Below are 16,612 nucleotides of genomic sequence, written 5' to 3' on the forward strand. Positions count from 1 at the left end.
ACGACAAGGAGAGACCCGCGTTATGCAACTTGCCGTGCTTTCAGGCTTCGTGCTGGCCGCCTTCGCTCCGCTGCTGCAGCGTTGGTGCGCCGCACGTACCAGCCTGGTATTGGCGCTCTATCCCGCCGCGCTGGCGCTGTGGCTGTTGACCCAGCTGCCGGCCGTGATGGGCGGTGAGGTGCTGGTGTTCAGCCTGGAGTGGGTGCCGTCGCTGGGCATGAGCCTGACCTTCGTGCTCGACGGCCTGTCGATGCTGTTCGCGCTGCTGATCACGGTGATCGGCACCTTCGTGCTGATCTATGCCGGCGGCTACCTCAAGGGTCACCCCGATCTGGTGCGCTTCCACGTGGTAATCGTCGCCTTCATGGTGTCGATGCTGGGGCTGGTGCTGGCCGACGGTCTGATGACGCTGTTCGTGTTCTGGGAGCTGACCAGCATCACCTCCTACCTGCTGATCGGCTTCAACCACACCGATCTCGAGGCGCGCAAGTCGGCCCGCCAGGGGCTGTTCGTCACCGTCGGCGGCGGCCTGGCGCTGATGGCGGGCCTGGTGATGTTGGCCATCGCCGGCGATAGCTGGTCGCTGCAGGAGCTGCTGAGCAGTGGCGATGTGCTGCGTGATCACGCGCTCTATCTGCCGATGCTGCTGTGCCTGCTGGGCGGCGCTTTTACCAAGTCGGCGCAGTTCCCCTTCCATTTCTGGCTGCCCAACGCCATGGCCGCACCGACCCCGGTATCGGCCTATCTGCACTCGGCGACCATGGTCAAGGCCGGTATTTACCTGCTGGCGCGTCTGCACCCGGGGCTCGGCGGTACCGAGGCCTGGATCGGCATCCTCTCGGTGGTCGGTGCCCTGACCATGTTCACAGGTGCTTTCCTGGCGCTGCGCCACACCAACATCAAGAAGCTGCTCGCTTACTCGACGATCATGGCGCTGGGTACCCTGACCATGCTGCTCGGCATCGGCACCGAGGGGGCGCTGATCGCGTTCGTCACCTTCCTGCTGGCCCACTCGCTGTACAAGGGCGCGCTGTTCATGATTGCCGGTATTCTCGACCATGAGACCGGCACCAAGGATGTCACCGCCATGGGCGGGCTGCGCCGGCTGATGCCGGTGACCGCGCTAGTGGCGTGTATCGCAGCGCTGTCGCTGGCCGGGGTGCCACCGCTGTTCGGCTTCATCGGCAAGGAGCTGATGTTCGAGTCGGTGCTCGAGGCCGGCAGTTTCCGTGCCATCATCTTCCTGCTCAGTTTCTCCGCGGCGATCTTCACCATCGCCGTGGCCGCCATCGTGGTGCTGCGGCCGTTCTTCGGCGAGCGCCGCGAGACGCCCAAGGCCGCCCACGAGGCACCCAGTGCCATGCTGGCAGGACCGGTGGGGCTGGCCATCCTGTCGCTGCTATTCGGCCTGGTGCCGGTGCTGGCCGGCACCGGCCTGCTCACCGCGGCGGCGTCGGCGGTGGCCGGTGAGTCGCTGTCGGTGTCGCTGTCGCTGTGGCATGGCATCAATCTGCCGCTGATCATGTCGCTGATCAGCCTGGCGCTCGGCTACCTACTGTTCCGCCACTGGGATCGCGTGCGTGGCAACCTGTCGCGGCTCGACCCGCTGTTCGCCCACGGCCCGGAGGCCGGCTACGAGAACCTGATGGATGGCATCGTGCGGATCTCCGAGTGGCAGACCCGTGTGCTGCAGAACGGCTATATGCGCAACTACATCATGGTCATGGTAGTGGTATTGATCGCGCTGGTGGGCAATTCGCTGCTGCTGCGTCATGCGCCCGCCTTTGCCATCAGCTTCGACGTGCAGTTCCACGAGGCGGTGGTGACCGGCTTGATGGTGGCCGGCGCGCTGTTTGCCTGCATCTCTCGCTCGCGGCTCGGTGCGGTGGCCTCGGTGGGCATCATGGGGTTCTGTATCGCCCTGACCTTCATTCTGTTCAGTGCGCCTGATCTGGGTATCACCCAGCTGCTGGTCGAGACGCTGACCGTGATCCTGCTGATTTTGGTCCTGTTCCGGCTGCCGCGTTTCGCCAGCCTCTCGACGCCACTCGAGCGCGTGCGGGACCTGGTGGTGGCCGGCTCCATGGGGGTGCTGATCATGTTGTTGATCCTCACCGTGGTGGCCAGCAACCAATTCGTGCCGGTGTCCGGTTACATGATCGAGAACAGCGTTCCGCTGGCTCATGGTCGCAATATCGTCAACGTCATCCTGGTCGACTACCGCGCACTGGATACGCTGGGCGAGATCTTCGTGCTGGCACTGGCGGCGATCGGCGTGATCGCGATGCTCAAGCTACGCGCGCCCAAGCCGGAGGCCAAGGGCGCCGGCAAGGGCCAGGGAGCCAAGGAGTCTGCCGATGGTTAAGTCGGGTACCATCATTCTGAATACGGCGGCGCGGCTGCTGATGCCGCTGCAGCTGCTGTTCTCGGTGTTTCTGCTGCTGCGCGGCCACGATGAGCCGGGTGGTGGGTTCATCGCCGGCCTCGTCGCGGCGGGGGCCTTCATTCTGTACCTGTTTGCCTTCGGGGTGACGGCGACCAAGGAAGTGCTGCGCATGGTCGATCCCCGCGACCTGATCGGCATGGGGTTGCTGCTGGGCACCCTGTCGATTCTGCCGGCCTGGTTCGTTGGCGAGCCGTTCTTTACCGCACAGTGGTGGGAGATTCCCGGCATCGACTTCAAGGCCTCGACGCCGCTGATCTTCGATATCGGTGTCTACCTGGCGGTGCTGGGTACCCTGCTGGCAGTGATCATGACGCTGATGGAGGTGGACAAGGATGAGCCCTGACCACGTGACCCAGGCGCAAGATGTGATGCCTACGCCCATGATTCAGGAGGTGCCATGGAACCGCTGATGGCGCTCGCCATAGGCCTGCTCTACGCCACCGCGATCTACATGATGCTGCGGCGTTCCATCGTCAAGCTGGTGATCGGCTTGATGCTGCTGTCCAATGCCGCCAACTTGCTGATCTTCACCTCGGCGGGGATGACCCGCGGCGCACCGCCGCTGATCCCCGAAGGGGCCCTGGCGCCGGCCGGTCAGGTCGCAGACCCTTTGCCTCAAGCGCTGGTGCTGACGGCGATCGTGATCGCCTTCGGCGTGCTGGCCTTCGCCGTGGTACTGATTCGACGCGCCTATGAAATCGTCAAGGCCGATGATCTGGACAAGATGAAGGATACCGACACGTGAGGCCCGAAGTCGCACTCCCCGTTATCATTCCGCTGCTCTGTGGCGCCGTATCGCTGCTGTTCTGGCGTTCGCGGCCCATGCAGCGCTTCATCGCCGTGGCGGGCACTCTGGCGCTGCTGGTGGTGGGGCTATGGCTGATCACCAGCGTGTCACGCGAGGGCTATGTGGTGATCCACATGGGCAGTTGGCAGGCGCCCTACGGGATCAGCCTGGTGGCCGACATGCTCAGCGCGATCATGATCCTGCTGACCGGTATCATCGGTCTCGGGCTGGCAATCTACTCACTGGCCTCGACCAGTACCCAGCATGAGAAGTTTGGCTTTTATCCGCTGATGCATCTGCTGCTGGCGGGGGTTGCCGGCGCCTTCCTCACCGGCGATATCTTCAACCTCTATGTGTGGTTCGAGGTGATGCTGGTGGCCTCCTTCGCACTGCTGATCCTCGGCGGGGAGAAGGCGCAGATGGAGGGGGCGATCAAGTATGTGACGCTCAACCTGCTGGCCTCGGTGATCTTCCTCACCGCTATCGGCCTGGTCTATGGGATGGTGGGCACGCTCAATATGGCCGATATTGGCCAGCGCCTGGCCGAGGCCGAGAACCAGGGGATGGTCGAGGTGCTGGCGATCATGTTCATGATCGCTTTCGGCATCAAGGCCGCTGCCTTTCCACTGTTCTTCTGGCTGCCGGCTTCCTACCACACGCCAGCGGTGGCGGTGTCGGCGCTGTTTGCCGGTCTGCTGACCAAGGTCGGTGTCTACTCGCTGTTCCGGGTGTTCACCTTGATGTTCGACCAGACCATGCCTTACGTGCAGGACATCCTGCTGTGGGGGGCGGCCTTCACCATGGTCACCGGGGTGCTGGGCGCGGCGGCGCAATATGAGTTCCGGCGTATCCTGTCGTTCCATATCGTCAGCCAGATCGGCTACATGATCCTGGGTCTCGCTCTGTTCACGCCGCTGGCACTGGCCGGCGGGATCTTTGCGGTGATGCACAACATCATCGTCAAGACCAATCTGTTCCTGATCAGCGGCATTACCAACCGGCTGCAGGGCACCTACCAGCTCAAGAAGATGGGCGGGCTGTTCAAGGAGCGTCCGTGGCTGTCGGTGGCGTTCTTTCTGTCGGCCTTCTCGCTGGCCGGGATACCGCCGCTGTCGGGGTTCTTCGCCAAGTTCGTGATCGTCCGTGCGGGCATCGAGGCCGAGGCCTACGTGGTCACTGCGGTGGCGCTGGCGGTGGGGCTGATGACGCTCTATTCGATGGTCAAGATCTGGAACGAAGTGTTCTGGAAGTCGCTGCCAGAGGATAATCTGGTTCCGGAAAGCAGTACCCCCAGCGGTGACGAGGGGCGTCTGGTCAAGAGCTCGTTGGGGCTGATGTACCTGCCCGTTGCGATCCTGGCGCTGTTCGCAGTACTGATCGGCGTCTTCGCTCAGCCGCTGATGGAGATGATGCTGATGGCCGGTGAACAGCTGATGGACCCCCAAGGCTACATGGATGCGGTGCTGGGGGAGGAGCGGACGGTACTGCTGCGTGATGCTCTGGAGGTGAGTCCATGACCGGTGCGATCTGGAACCTGCTGCTGGCGCTGGCCTGGGTGATCCTGGGTGGCGAGTTCACCGGCATCAATCTGGTGGTGGGCTTGATCTTCGGCTACGTGACCCTGGTGCTGATCGAGCCGCAGGTGCCTGCGCTCAAAGGCTACCCGGGGCGAATTCCGAGGATCCTGATGTTCATCGGCTTCTTCATCAAGGAACTGATCCTCGCCAACCTGCGCGTTGCCTTCGATATACTCACTCCCCCTTGGCACATGCAGCCGGGGGTGATCGCGATGCCGCTCAAGGCCGAAACCGAGCTCGAGATCACCATGGTGGCCAACCTGATTTCGCTGACCCCGGGCACCCTGAGCCTGGATGTCTCCGACGACAAGCGGGTGCTCTACATTCACGCGATGTTCCTCGACAACGAAGAGGAGCTGCGCCAAAGCCTGCAAGAGATGGAGAGTCGCGCATTGGCGCTGTTCCGCTGACCGCTCGACACCCTGTGAGGAGTGACCTTGGATACCGTGATCCTGATAAGCCAGGTATTGATGGGCCTGGCGATGATTCTCGCCTTCGTGCGCCTGGTGCGTGGCCCCAGTCTGCCCGACCGGGTGGTGGCGTTGGAACTGTTTGCCAGCATCATCGTCGGGCTGGTTGGGGTGCATGCGATCAGTTCCGACCTGTCGAGTTTTCTCGATGCCGCAATCGTGATTGCGCTGATGGCGTTCCTGTCCGCTATCGGTTTCGCTCGTTTTCTGGAACGTGGAGGGCCTCGCGATGATTGAGGTGATCAAGGGCACACTGATCATCGTCGGTGCGCTGTTCATGCTGCTGGCGTCGCTGGGCATCCTGCGTCTTCCGGATCTGCTGACGCGCATGCACGCCACCACCAAGGCGGCGGCCCTGGGGGTGATCCTGGTCATGCTGGCGGTGGCCATGCATTTCGCCGAGGTGGGCGTGGTGGCGCGAGCCTTCGCGATCATCACTTTCATTCTGATGACCGCCCCGGTGGCTGCGCATGTGATTGGTCGCGCCGGTTACTTCGTCGGCTCCAAGCTGTGGAGTGGTACGGTCAAGGATGAACTCAAGCCTAACTATGATCCGCTGACCCATGAGCTGAAAAGCGGCCTGGAAACCGAGGCCAATGCTGCGCGTCAGCCCAAGCACACCGACAAACCCTGACGGCAGGTCGAACATGCGGCGATGACAGGGCCACCCCAGCGGGGTGGCCCTGTTGCGTTGGTGGCTACGGCACGATGAGGCTGTTCTTTCGTGTACATAGGGTGTAGATTGATATCATTATTGTATAGGTATTGAGGCCCGTCTGATTCAGGCGGCCAGTCCTTGGGCACCCTGGGTGCAAGTGAGAGTGAGCATGCGTCGTACCGGCGATCTGCCTATCAAGCAGTGTGAGCAGTGCCAGCGGCCTTATCGCTGGCGACGCAAGTGGGCGCGCTGCTGGAATGAGGTGCGCTACTGCAGTGAACGCTGTCGCCGTAATGCGCGACTCGCCAGGAGGCGGGCATGAGCACCACGATTGTGTGGCTGCGTCACGATCTACGGGTGTCTGACAATCCGTTGTTCAGTTCACTGGAGGGCACCGCGGCCTTGGCCTGTGTCTATGTGCTGGATGCCCGTGAGCTGCGTCAATGGGCGCCTGAGCAGAGCGCTAGCCGCTGCGGTCCGGCGCGACTGCGCTTCCTGTGGCAGAGTTTGATGGCGCTACGAGGAGAATTGCTCAAGCGTGGCAGCGACCTGCTGGTGCGCATCGGTGACCCCGTCGACATCATCGCCGAGCTGGCCCTGCGGCTGCAGGCCGATCACGTTCTGGTGCGTGAAGAGCCTGGCCCTGAAGAGCGTGCTCAGCTCGAGCGCCTGACGCACTCGTTGGATCAGCGCTGCCGGCTGCAGCCGGTAGAATCGGGCATGCTGTTTGAGCGAGGACAGCTCCCCTTTGCGCTGGACGAGTTACCGTCGTCGTTTTCGGCCTTTCGACGCCGGTTGGAACACGACTGGCAGGTAACGGATCCTCGGCCTGCCCCACTGACCCTGCCGCTGTGGCCGGATGGCGCCCCACGCGGCCTGCCTCCTCTGGATCAGGTCTGTCCGCGTGCTGCGGCATGGCGGCCGAGCGATGCCACCAGCCTAGACATGCAAGGGGGTGAAGAAGCGGCTCGTGCCAGGCTTGATCACTACCTCTGGGACAGCAACGCGGTGGCCACCTACAAGACCACCCGCAACGGCCTGCTGGGAGCTGACTTTTCGACGCGCTTCTCTCCGTGGCTCGCCCACGGCTGCTTGTCAGCGCGTCAGGTTCACGCGGAAGTGCGCGCCTGGGAGGCGGAGCACGGTGCCAATGCGTCAAGCTACTGGGTCATCTTCGAGCTGCTATGGCGTGACTACTTTTACTGGGCCGCCTGGCAGGAGGGGGCCGCACTGTTCGGTGCCGAAACGCTGCCGGCGCCCGATGCAAACCTGGTGGCATGGTGCGAGGGCAGCACCGGCGTGCCCTTCATTGACGCCGCCATGCGTGAGCTCGGCACCAGCGGCTGGCTTTCCAATCGTGCTAGACAGAACGTGGCCAGTTTTCTGGTCAAGGACCTTGGCGGCGATTGGCGGCTAGGCGCCGCCTGGTTCGAGCACTGCCTGATCGACTACGATGCCTCCAGCAACTGGGGCAACTGGCGCTACGTGGCCGGGATTGGCCGCGATCCACGCCAGCACCGCTACTTCAATGTGCTCAAGCAGGCGCGCCACTATGATCCTCAAGGGGACTATGTGGCGCACTGGCTGCCGGCACTCCAGACGCTGCCCCAAGGGGCGTCCCGCCACCAGCCCTGGCAGGCGGCTCCCGCGCGCTTCGCGGCGCCGCTTGTCGAGCCACCGGCATGGCGTGAATGGCGCATCCCAGCGTTAGGCGGTGTCGAACCGGTAGGGCCGGATGAGTAAGGGGCGTGGGATGCAGTTGCCAACCCGATTGACCACACGGCTGGGTGCCGCCGGCCTGCTACCGTTCGCCATGACGCTGACGATGGCCTGGGTGGCACCGTCCGATTGGCAAGCCTGGGCGGTCAGTGCGTTTCTCTTCTACAGCGCGGTGATTCTGTCGTTTCTCGGCGGCGTCCAGTGGGGCGTGGCAATGAGCCTGGATGCGCCAGAGGATGCAGCGTTTGCCGCACGAATGCTGCGCAGCATGCTGCCCAGCCTGATTGCCTGGCCGGCGCTGCTGCTGTCGGATCTGGCCGCCACGGTAATCCTGCTGGCGGGATATCTGTTGATCCATGCCTATGAAAGTCAGCCTGTCAGCCGGGCGCGACTGCCAGGATGGTACCGGTCGCTGAGGCGCTCTCTGACGCTGTGCGTCGTCGGCGGACATGGGCTGATGATACTGCGTCTCGTGATGGGCTGAACGCTGGCAAACGGGGCTGGCTCCGAAGGCACTTCTGGGCGATGATCCCGGTCACAGACTGACTCATTTCGGAACTGCTGACAGGGATTGCCATGCGTAAGCTTTTCTTCACTTCGCTCGTATTCACTATGCTTGCCGGCTGCCAGTCGGGTGCCCAGCTGGCACCGCCGGCTGCCGCCGACGAGTCCGATTCCCACGCCAGCGATGTTGCAACCGATAGTGCCGTCGAATCCGACACGACTGCCTCGAGTGGCGGCGCTGCCAGCAACGACAATGGTGCCGAGCGACCCGCCAGCTTCATGGCCTGGGTCGATGACTTCCGCCGTCATGCGCGCAGCGAAGGTATCGCCAGGTCGACCCTCGATGAGGCCTTCAGCAATGTGCGCTATCAGCCACGCATCATCGAGCTCGACCGCTCGCAGCCGGAGTTCGTGCGACCCATCTGGGAGTATCTCGACACCGCGGTCTCCTCGACGCGGATCAATCAGGGCCGTGACAAGCTCGCCGAGCATCGTGACACCGCCCGAGAAATGGAGCAGCGCTATGGCGTGCCGGCCGAGATCGTGGTGGCGATCTGGGGCATCGAGAGCAACTACGGCGGCAATTTCGGCAGCTTCTCGACCATTGATGCCCTGGCTACCCTGGGCTATGACGGCCGCCGTCAGAGCTTCGCCCGCGGCGAGCTGATGGCAGCGCTGCGTATCATCGAGCAGGGCGATATCGCCGCCGAGCGGATGATCGGCTCGTGGGCCGGCGCCATGGGGCACACCCAGTTCATCCCTTCGAGCTTCGAGGCCTACGCCGAGGATGGCGATGGCGATGGGCGCCGTGATATCTGGGGCAGCATTCCCGACGTCATGGCGTCGACCGCCAACTACCTGGCGCGAGCCGGCTGGCAGCGCGGGCAGCCGTGGGGTGTCGAAGTCGAACTGGGCAGTGGGTTCGACTACTCCCAGGCCGACGATACCCGCCTGAGCAGCCGCCAGTGGGCCGAGCGCGGGGTGCGCCCGGTGAACGGCGGCAGCCTGCCGGACTTCAGTGACGCGGCGGTGGTGGTGCCGGCGGGCGCTAACGGGCCGGCGTTCCTGGTCGGCCCCAACTATCGGGCGATCCTGCGCTACAACAACGCCACCAGCTATGCGCTGGCGGTGGGCACCCTGGCCGATCAGATCGCCGGGCGCAGCGGCGTGGTCCAGGGGTGGCCGCGTAGCGAGCAGCCGCTGACCCGCAGCCAGGTGCGCGAGCTACAGGAGCGCCTCAACGCCGCCGGCTTCGATACCGGCACGCCGGATGGCGTGTTTGGCCCCAACACTCGCAGCGGCCTGCGCAGCTATCAGCGCGCCGAGGGGCTGGTACCGGATGGCTTTGCCACCCTCAGCCTGCTGGAGCGCCTACAGCGCCGCTAGCCAAGCCGGGCCAGTAGTGCCACCACCGCGGTCTCGACGCGCAGGATGCGCGGGCCGAGATGGATGCCCTCGCAGCCGGCCGCCAGCAGCTGTTCGACCTCGTAGGGAATGAAGCCGCCCTCGGGGCCGACCAGCAGGGTGGCGGGTCCTTCAATGCCTCGCGGGCAGGCCGCCGGCATGCCGGGATGCGCAAGCAGCGCCCGACGCCCGGCGATCTCGTCTGCCAGACTATCTTCGACGAAGGGTTTGAAGCGTGTGGCCAGGCGCACCTCGGGAAGCACGGTGTCACGAGCCTGCTCGAGGCCCAGCACCAGATGCTGATGGATCTTGTCGGCAGCCAGCTCCGGTGACTGCCAGTAGCTCTTCTCGACGCGGCGGGTGTGCAGCAGGGTGATGCGCTTCACGCCCAGCGCGGTGACGTGCTCCAGGCTGCGCGCCAGCATGCGCGGGCGCGGCAGGGCCAGGATCAACTCGATGTCCAGTGCGGGGGGAGGCGATTGATCGAGGGCATCACACTCGAAGCGGGCGCCCTGGTCGTCGAGTCGCGTCAAGCGGCCGCGACCGATGCCGCCGCCCAACCGCCCCAGGGTCAGTTCGTCGCCGGGGCTGGCGCGGTGCACCTCGCGCAGGTGGCGCAGGCGCCGTGGATCGTCGACATGGGCCTGGCCGTCGGACCGCCATTCGTCTTCTGCGAGCAGTATCAGGTTCATCGCGTCTCTTCGTTACGGCGGGCGGACAGCCGATAGTCTACCCCAGCGTGGGCGAGTTTCGTTTGCATGGTTGGCCAGCCGGTGCACAATACGGGCAACAATGGATAAAGGAGTAGCGCTGTGCGCGTGATTCGCAAGTATGCCAACCGTCGTCTCTACGATACCGAACAGAGCCGCTATGTGACCCTCGAGGACCTACGCGGGCTGATTCTCGACGAAGTGCCGTTTCGCGTCGAGGATGCCAAGAGCGGTGAGGATCTGACGCGTACCATCCTGCTCTCGATCATCATCGAGCAGGAGCAGGCCGATGGCGAGTCGGAGGTGTTCTCCAACGACCTGTTGGAGCAGTTGATCCGCGTCTACGCCATGTCTCAGCCGCTGCCGCTGGCGCGCTATCTGGAGCAGGGCACGCGGCTGATGATGGAGCAGCAACAGCGCATGCAGGATCAATGGCAGCAGGCCATGCGCCACTCGCCGATGGAGCTGATGCGCGAGCTGGCCGAGGAGAACATGCGCTTCTGGCAGCAGACCATCAACCAGGGGCAGGAACGCAAGGACGACGAGGAGTAATGGCGGCCGACAGGCGGCCGGGCTTTCTGGCATACTGTCGACCCGAAATTTTTCCCATCCTGCGTATCAATCTGTCGAGCAAGGTCTCTAGATGAAGGTTCTGATCATCGGCGGCGGTGGCCGCGAACACGCCCTGGCCTGGAAGGTCGCCCAGTCTGCTGCGGTGGAGGGGGTCTTCGTGGCGCCCGGCAATGCCGGAACGGCCCATGAGCCCAAGCTCGAGAATGTTCCGGTGGCCGCCGACGACCTGGCCGGGCTCGAGGCCTTTGCCCGCGAGCAGGGCGTCGAGCTGACCATCGTCGGCCCCGAGGCGCCGCTGGTGGCGGGCGTGGTGGACCGTTTCCAGGCCGCTGGGCTGACCATCTTCGGCCCCACCCGGGCCGCCGCCCAGCTCGAAGGGTCCAAGTCCTTCACCAAGGACTTTCTGGCGCGTCACGCCATCCCCAGCGCTGATTACGCCACCTTTACCGAGATCGAACCGGCACTGGCCTACCTGGCCGACAAGGGCGCACCGATCGTGATCAAGGCCGACGGCCTGGCGTCCGGCAAGGGCGTGATCGTGGCCATGAACGAAGCCGAGGCCGAGGCGGCGATCCGCGACATGCTCGAGGCCAACGCCTTTGGCGATGCCGGGGCACGCGTGGTGATCGAGGAGTTTCTCGACGGCGAGGAGGCCAGTTTCATTGTCATGGTCGACGGCCGGCACGTGCTGCCGATGGCCACCAGTCAGGACCATAAGCGTGCCTACGACGGTGACACCGGCCCCAACACCGGTGGCATGGGCGCCTATTCGCCGGCCCCGGTGGTGACCCCGGCGGTTTATCAGCGCATCATGGATCAGGTGATTGTGCCCACCGTCGAGGGCATGGCCGCCGAGGGCCATCCCTATGTCGGCTTTCTGTATGCCGGCTTGATGATCGACGCCGAGGGTAACCCCAAGGTGATCGAGTACAACTGCCGCTTCGGCGATCCTGAGACTCAGCCGATCATGCTGCGCCTGCAGTCCGACCTGGCGGCCCTGTGCCTGGCCGCCACCCGCGGTGAGCTGGACGCAGCGAACTGCGCGTGGGACCCACGCGCCGCGGTTGGCGTGGTGCTGGCGGCCGGCGGCTATCCCGGCGACTACCGCAAGGGCGATGTCATCGACGGCCTCGAGGATGCCGCGGCCACCGGCTGCAAGGTCTTCCATGCCGGCACGGCCATCAACGCCGAGGGTCGCGTGGTGACCAGCGGGGGCCGCGTACTCTGCGTCACCGCCCTGGGAGATAGCGTTTCCCAGGCGCGCGATCTGGCTTATTGTGGGGCTGCGGCCATCGACTGGCCCGAGGTACTGCTGCGCCGCGATATTGCCCATCGGGCGATTGCCCGGGAGACGTGATTGGCGTCATCCTGACACGGCTGCCTGTCGGTCTTCCCTTCGCCGCTGACAGCAACAATCGGAGAGACCCATGATGTTAACAGTCATCCGGCGCCATTGCCGTCAGCCCTGCGCGGGGCGCGACTGATGTCCCGCGAGTATCCGGTGATTGCGGTGACCGGCTCGTCGGGCGCCGGGACCACCACGGTGCGGCGGACATTCGAGCGTATGTTCGCCCGTGAGGACGTGCATGCCGCCTTCGTTGACGGTGACGCCTTCCACCGCTACACCCGCGACGAGCTGGCACGGATGTTCCGGGAAGAGCCGGAACGCACCGACGAGCTGTCGCACTTCGCCGTCGAGGCCAATCTGCTTGACCGCCTCGAGGCGCTGCTGCAGGAGTATGGCGAGCAGGGTACCGGCACCTATCGGCACTATATCCACGCCGAAGACAAGCGCATGATCGAGGGCGGCCACCAGATCGGCACCTTCACCGATTGGCAGCCGCTACCCTGCGGCACCGACCTGCTGTTTTACGAAGGGCTGCACGGCGGGCTGGTCACCGCCGACCTGGATATCGCCCGCCACGTCGACCTGCTGGTCGGCGTGGCGCCGACCATGAACCTCGAGTGGATTCAGAAGATCGACCGTGACACCAAGCTGCGCGGCTATTCCCAGGAAGCGGTGATCGATACCATTTTGGGACGCATGCATGACTACGTGCGCTACATACAGCCGCAGTTCTCGCGTACCCATATCAACTTCCAGCGCGTGCCTACCGTGGACACCTCCAACCCCTTCGAGGTGCAGGACATTCCCACCGACGCCGAGTCGTTCGTGGTGATCCGTTTCCGTGACCCCTCGGCGGTGGACTTTCCCTATCTGCTGGCGATGATCCAGGATGCTTTCATGAGCCGTCCGCACACCCTGGTCGTGCCCGGCTCGCGGATGCCGCTGGCCATGGAGTTGATCCTCGCCCCACTGGTACGCCATCTGCTAGCCCAGCGGCGCTTTCGTTGACCGCATCACCCGTGAGGAGTCGTCATGTCTACGCTGTTCAGCAAGATCATCGAGCGGGAAGTCCCGGCCGACATCGTCTATGAAGACGACCAGGTGCTGGCCTTTCACGACATCAATCCCCAGGCCCCGACGCATATCCTGATCATCCCCAAGAAACCGATCGCCACGCTCAATGACCTCACCGAGGAAGATCAGGCGCTGGTAGGGCGGTTACCGCTGATCGCGGCCAAGCTGGCCAAGCAGCTTGGCTTCGCCGATGAGGGCTATCGAGTGGTGATGAACTGCAATGAAAATGGCGGCCAGACCGTCTACCATATACATATGCACCTGATGGGCGGTCGCCGCTTTACATGGCCGGCTGGCTAGCTGGCGCTCTGCGAGTTTCGCGCAACCACCAAGTGCTGCGACGCATCGGTGCATACTCTTTCCACTCTAACAGCGCAGTAACGGACGGCCGCCTACGGGCGGCCGTCTGCTGCGTGGCCACGTCGTTACCCGTGCCAGGAGGCGCCGCCATGTCACGCCAACTCTCTTCCAGCGATCAGTGGATCGGCCAGTTCGATCGCCTGCTGCGTACGCTGGTGCCGCATGCGGCCCAGGCGTCGCGGCCGTCGCCGGCCGGCGATCTGCCCGAGGCGTCACTCAGCGAAGCCGAGCGTGAGCATGCGGTGGGGCTGATGCGCATCAATCATACCGGCGAGGTGTGCGCCCAGGCGCTCTATCAGGGCCAGGGGCTGACCGCCAAGCTGCCCGATACGCGCGGGCAGATGGAGCGTGCCGCGCAGGAGGAGATCGACCATCTGGCCTGGTGCGATGCTCGGCTGCAGGAGCTGGACGGCCGCACTAGCCTGCTCAATCCGCTGTTCTATGCGGCGTCGTTAGGGCTGGGTGCGCTAGCCGGTGGGGTGGGCGATCGGATCAGCCTGGGGTTCGTGGCGGCTACCGAGGAGCAGGTCGGCAAGCACCTTGACCTCCATCTGCAAGCGCTGCCTGCGGCGGATCAGCGTTCGCGGGCGGTGCTCGAGCAGATGCGCGAGGATGAAGCGCATCACGAACGCTGGGCGCTGGAAGCCGGTGGAGCGCGGTTTCCGCTACCGGTCAAGCTGGGCATGCGCCTGGTCTCCAAGGTGATGACCCAAAGCGTCTACCGGCTGTAGCGCCAAGCTGCAAGCGCCTAGCAGCTTGGCACCACCCTGTGGCGCTCGGCGCTACTCCTCGACGATGGTATAGGAGTGGCTGATCTCCACTCCGCCCTGGGCCAACATGATCGAGGCGCTGCAGTACTTCTCGGCGGACAGCGATACTGCGCGCTCTACCTGTTTATCCTTGAGCCCATGGCCGCTGACGGTGAAGTGCACGTGGATCTTGGTAAAGACACTGGGCACGCTGTCTGCTCGTTCGGCCTCGATGCTGGCCACGCAGTCACTGACCGGCGCGCGGGACTTTTCGAGGATCTCCAGCACGTCGAAGGAAGTACAGGCGCCGAGCCCCATCAGCAGCATTTCCATCGGGCGTGGGCCGGTGTTGCGGCCGCCGTGGTCGGGCGGACCGTCGATCACCACGCTGTGGCCGCTGCCGGCTTCGGCAACGAACTGACGACCATCGGTCCATTTGACACTGGCTTTCATATTGCGGTCCTTGTGGTTCATTGAGCGGAGGCTGAGCGCCGCAAGTGGGCGTCGAGTGTATACAGACGCTGCGGAGTGCCAACGTCGACCCAGGCACCACGATGGTGGTGCCCGCGCACCTGGCGAGCATCCATGGCACGCTTGAGCAGCGGTGCCAAGGCAAAGGCACCTGGCGGCTGGTCGCTGACCAGCGCCGGGTCGAGCAGGCTGAGGCCGGCAAAGGTCAGGCGCGGCGAGCCCTCGACGTGAACCGTGCCGGCATCGTCGAGGTGGAAGTCGCCGGCCGGGTGATGGTCGGGGTTGTCGACCAGCCACAGGTGCGCCAGGGCGCCCTCCAGCGTCGGCAGCGCGCTGAGCTCGGCATCACACCAGATATCGCCGTTGATCAGCAGGAAGGGCGCGTCGCCGAGCAGCGGCAGGGCTTGGCGAATGCCTCCGCCGGTCTCCAGCGGCGCCTCCTCCCGACTCCAGGTAATGTGTACGCCGTAGTCACGGCCATCACCGAGCGCCTGGATGATCTGCTCGCCGCGATAGCTGACGTTGATCACGATATCATCGATGCCCGCCGCTGCCAGCCGCGTCAGATGGTGGCCGATCAGCGGCTTGCCGGCCACCGGTAGCAGTGGCTTGGGGCAGTGGTCGGTGAGCGGACGCATGCGGGTGCCGAACCCGGCGGCCAGGATCATCGCCTTCATGGCGCGGTGACCTCGACGTCACGTGCCTGCAGGGCGCGGGACAGCGCCGGCGCGAACTGCGCCTGCAGCCAGTCGCCGAGGCCGGCGAACTCGGCGTGTGGCGCCAGGCTATCCTCGAGATGGGCGAGAAAGTGCGGCAGGCGCGCCAGGTAGCCGCGCTTGCCGTCGCGCAGCGTGAGCCGGCAGAAGATGCCTAGCACCTTGAGGCTGCGTTGGGCCGCCATGGCATCGACCTGGAGGCGAAACGCCTCGGTCCCGGTATCCGCCGGCAGGCGCCCATCGGCGACGGCGCGCTGGCGAAAGGCCTCGCAGCGCCGGCCAAAATCAGCCAGATCGAAGCGCCGGTAACGACCGCGCAGCAGTGAGATCAAGTCGTAGCTGAGCGGTCCGGCCACGGCGTCCTGAAAGTCGATCACATACAGCTGGTCGCGATGGAGCATGAGGTTCATGGCGTCAAAATCGCGATGCACCGCGACCCGTGTCTGGGCCAGCGCCATGTCGATCAGCCGCTGGCGCCAGGTCGCCCACCGGGGCGGCGGTGCGAGGTCGACCATCCGTGCCAGACACCAGTCGGGGAACAGGTCGAGTTCGCGACCCAGCAGGGCAGCATCGTAGGCCGGGAGATCATCCAGCGGCGCGTCACTCTGGAGCTGGTCGAGCAGTGCTTCGGCAGCGTCGTAGGCGGCGTCGCTCAGGCGCTCGCTGAGCGGGGTATCGCCAAGGTCCTCGAGCTCCAGAAAGCCCTGTTCGAGATCGGCAGCGTGAATGACGGGTACCGGTAGGCCGGCTCGCTGCCACTGTTCGGCGATGCGCACGAAGGGCGCGCTGTCCTCCTGCTCGGGAGGGGCGTCCATCAGTATGCGCGTATCACCGTGGGGCAGGGTCAGACGGTAGTAGCGACGAAAACTTGCGTCGCCTGCTGCCAGCCGCAGGTCGACGCTGCCGGCTGCAAGGCCGTGGCGGGCGGCGCTCCACTGGGTCAAGGCGGCGAGGCGCGGCGTAGGGGGCATGTAGACTCCTGGTCGAGAGGCTGTGGGGCGCCAGCGGTTGACGGACCGTGGGCACCGCCGCATGCTGAGCCAGAC

General features: G+C 64.7%; 20 protein-coding genes. 16 read left to right on the plus strand and 4 right to left on the minus strand.

Going from position 1 to position 16,612, the window contains the following annotated elements:
* Nucleotides 1-22: 22 nt before the first annotated feature.
* The 11 genes from BLT16_RS12025 (at nucleotide 23) to BLT16_RS12075 (ending at nucleotide 9,547) form a co-directional block, all read left to right on the plus strand.
* Complete coding sequence (locus tag BLT16_RS12025; RefSeq protein WP_089658749.1) at nucleotides 23-2,365, plus strand: putative monovalent cation/H+ antiporter subunit A; 2,343 nt, start codon at nucleotides 23-25, stop codon at nucleotides 2,363-2,365.
* Complete coding sequence (locus tag BLT16_RS12030) at nucleotides 2,358-2,789, plus strand: Na+/H+ antiporter subunit B (RefSeq protein WP_089658750.1); 432 nt, start codon at nucleotides 2,358-2,360, stop codon at nucleotides 2,787-2,789. Before BLT16_RS12025 ends, BLT16_RS12030 begins: the two co-directional genes overlap by 8 nt.
* Before the next feature lie 54 nt (nucleotides 2,790-2,843).
* Nucleotides 2,844-3,191 carry a Na+/H+ antiporter subunit C gene (locus tag BLT16_RS12035; protein ID WP_076746539.1) on the plus strand — a complete coding sequence of 116 codons (348 nt, stop codon included), beginning with the start codon at nucleotides 2,844-2,846 and terminating at the stop codon, nucleotides 3,189-3,191.
* Nucleotides 3,188-4,750 (plus strand): Na+/H+ antiporter subunit D, encoded by a 1,563-nt coding sequence (locus BLT16_RS12040; RefSeq protein ID WP_089658751.1) that lies wholly within the window; start codon nucleotides 3,188-3,190, stop codon nucleotides 4,748-4,750. Before BLT16_RS12035 ends, BLT16_RS12040 begins: the two co-directional genes overlap by 4 nt.
* Nucleotides 4,747-5,220 carry a Na+/H+ antiporter subunit E gene (locus BLT16_RS12045; RefSeq protein ID WP_089658752.1) on the plus strand — a complete coding sequence of 158 codons (474 nt, stop codon included), beginning with the start codon at nucleotides 4,747-4,749 and terminating at the stop codon, nucleotides 5,218-5,220. The genes BLT16_RS12040 and BLT16_RS12045 overlap by 4 nt, the downstream gene beginning before the upstream one ends.
* A 27-nt stretch (nucleotides 5,221-5,247) precedes the next feature.
* Nucleotides 5,248-5,517, plus strand: coding sequence for an MrpF/PhaF family protein (locus BLT16_RS12050; protein WP_076746542.1), 270 nt, complete (start codon nucleotides 5,248-5,250; stop codon nucleotides 5,515-5,517).
* Entirely contained in the window at nucleotides 5,510-5,914 is a 405-nt protein-coding gene (mnhG, locus tag BLT16_RS12055) for a monovalent cation/H(+) antiporter subunit G (protein WP_076746543.1), read from the plus strand. The genes BLT16_RS12050 and mnhG overlap by 8 nt, the downstream gene beginning before the upstream one ends.
* Nucleotides 5,915-6,107: 193 nt before the next feature.
* On the plus strand, nucleotides 6,108-6,260 hold the full coding sequence (locus BLT16_RS12060; RefSeq protein WP_089658753.1) for a DUF2256 domain-containing protein: 153 nt from the start codon (nucleotides 6,108-6,110) through the stop codon (nucleotides 6,258-6,260).
* Nucleotides 6,257-7,681 carry a DASH family cryptochrome gene (locus tag BLT16_RS12065; protein WP_089658754.1) on the plus strand — a complete coding sequence of 475 codons (1,425 nt, stop codon included), beginning with the start codon at nucleotides 6,257-6,259 and terminating at the stop codon, nucleotides 7,679-7,681. Before BLT16_RS12060 ends, BLT16_RS12065 begins: the two co-directional genes overlap by 4 nt.
* A gap of 10 nt (nucleotides 7,682-7,691) precedes the next feature.
* Entirely contained in the window at nucleotides 7,692-8,141 is a 450-nt protein-coding gene (locus BLT16_RS12070) for a DUF3429 domain-containing protein (protein WP_089658755.1), read from the plus strand.
* 92 nt (nucleotides 8,142-8,233) lie between these two features.
* The gene (locus tag BLT16_RS12075; RefSeq protein WP_089658756.1) at nucleotides 8,234-9,547 is read left to right on the plus strand and encodes a lytic murein transglycosylase; all 1,314 of its coding nucleotides are present in this window, start codon (nucleotides 8,234-8,236) and stop codon (nucleotides 9,545-9,547) included.
* On the opposite strand, the gene BLT16_RS12080 is transcribed toward BLT16_RS12075, so the two are convergent.
* On the minus strand, nucleotides 9,544-10,257 hold the full coding sequence (locus BLT16_RS12080; protein ID WP_089658757.1) for a 16S rRNA (uracil(1498)-N(3))-methyltransferase: 714 nt from the start codon (nucleotides 10,255-10,257) through the stop codon (nucleotides 9,544-9,546). The genes BLT16_RS12075 and BLT16_RS12080 overlap by 4 nt on opposite strands.
* 120 nt (nucleotides 10,258-10,377) lie before the next feature.
* Between BLT16_RS12080 and phaR the strand changes: the two genes are divergently transcribed.
* The 5 genes from phaR to coq7 all read left to right on the plus strand — a co-directional run bounded on the left by phaR (nucleotide 10,378) and on the right by coq7 (nucleotide 14,361).
* The gene (phaR, locus tag BLT16_RS12085) at nucleotides 10,378-10,827 is read left to right on the plus strand and encodes a polyhydroxyalkanoate synthesis repressor PhaR (protein WP_089658758.1); all 450 of its coding nucleotides are present in this window, start codon (nucleotides 10,378-10,380) and stop codon (nucleotides 10,825-10,827) included.
* A gap of 91 nt (nucleotides 10,828-10,918) precedes the next feature.
* Nucleotides 10,919-12,205: a phosphoribosylamine--glycine ligase gene (purD, locus tag BLT16_RS12090; RefSeq protein ID WP_089658759.1), complete on the plus strand. Its 1,287-nt coding sequence runs from the start codon at nucleotides 10,919-10,921 to the stop codon at nucleotides 12,203-12,205.
* 126 nt (nucleotides 12,206-12,331) lie between these two features.
* Complete coding sequence (locus tag BLT16_RS12095; protein WP_089658760.1) at nucleotides 12,332-13,204, plus strand: phosphoribulokinase; 873 nt, start codon at nucleotides 12,332-12,334, stop codon at nucleotides 13,202-13,204.
* Between the two features lie 24 nt (nucleotides 13,205-13,228).
* Nucleotides 13,229-13,570 (plus strand): histidine triad nucleotide-binding protein, encoded by a 342-nt coding sequence (locus BLT16_RS12100; RefSeq protein ID WP_089658761.1) that lies wholly within the window; start codon nucleotides 13,229-13,231, stop codon nucleotides 13,568-13,570.
* 149 nt (nucleotides 13,571-13,719) lie between these two features.
* Complete coding sequence (gene coq7 / locus BLT16_RS12105; protein ID WP_089658762.1) at nucleotides 13,720-14,361, plus strand: 2-polyprenyl-3-methyl-6-methoxy-1,4-benzoquinone monooxygenase; 642 nt, start codon at nucleotides 13,720-13,722, stop codon at nucleotides 14,359-14,361.
* 51 nt (nucleotides 14,362-14,412) lie between these two features.
* Here the strand turns inward: coq7 and BLT16_RS12110 are convergent, their stop codons facing one another.
* The 3 genes from BLT16_RS12110 to BLT16_RS12120 are packed head-to-tail and all read right to left on the minus strand — an operon-like array spanning nucleotide 14,413 to nucleotide 16,537.
* Nucleotides 14,413-14,832 carry an OsmC family protein gene (locus BLT16_RS12110; RefSeq protein WP_089658763.1) on the minus strand — a complete coding sequence of 140 codons (420 nt, stop codon included), beginning with the start codon at nucleotides 14,830-14,832 and terminating at the stop codon, nucleotides 14,413-14,415.
* A gap of 17 nt (nucleotides 14,833-14,849) precedes the next feature.
* Complete coding sequence (gene murU / locus BLT16_RS12115) at nucleotides 14,850-15,527, minus strand: N-acetylmuramate alpha-1-phosphate uridylyltransferase MurU (RefSeq protein WP_089658764.1); 678 nt, start codon at nucleotides 15,525-15,527, stop codon at nucleotides 14,850-14,852.
* Complete coding sequence (locus BLT16_RS12120) at nucleotides 15,524-16,537, minus strand: aminoglycoside phosphotransferase family protein (RefSeq protein ID WP_089658765.1); 1,014 nt, start codon at nucleotides 16,535-16,537, stop codon at nucleotides 15,524-15,526. Before BLT16_RS12120 ends, murU begins: the two co-directional genes overlap by 4 nt.
* Nucleotides 16,538-16,612: the final 75 nt, after the last annotated feature.

The organism is Franzmannia pantelleriensis (genome assembly GCF_900102875.1).
In the GTDB taxonomy this organism is placed as follows: Bacteria; Pseudomonadota; Gammaproteobacteria; order Pseudomonadales; family Halomonadaceae; genus Franzmannia; species Franzmannia pantelleriensis.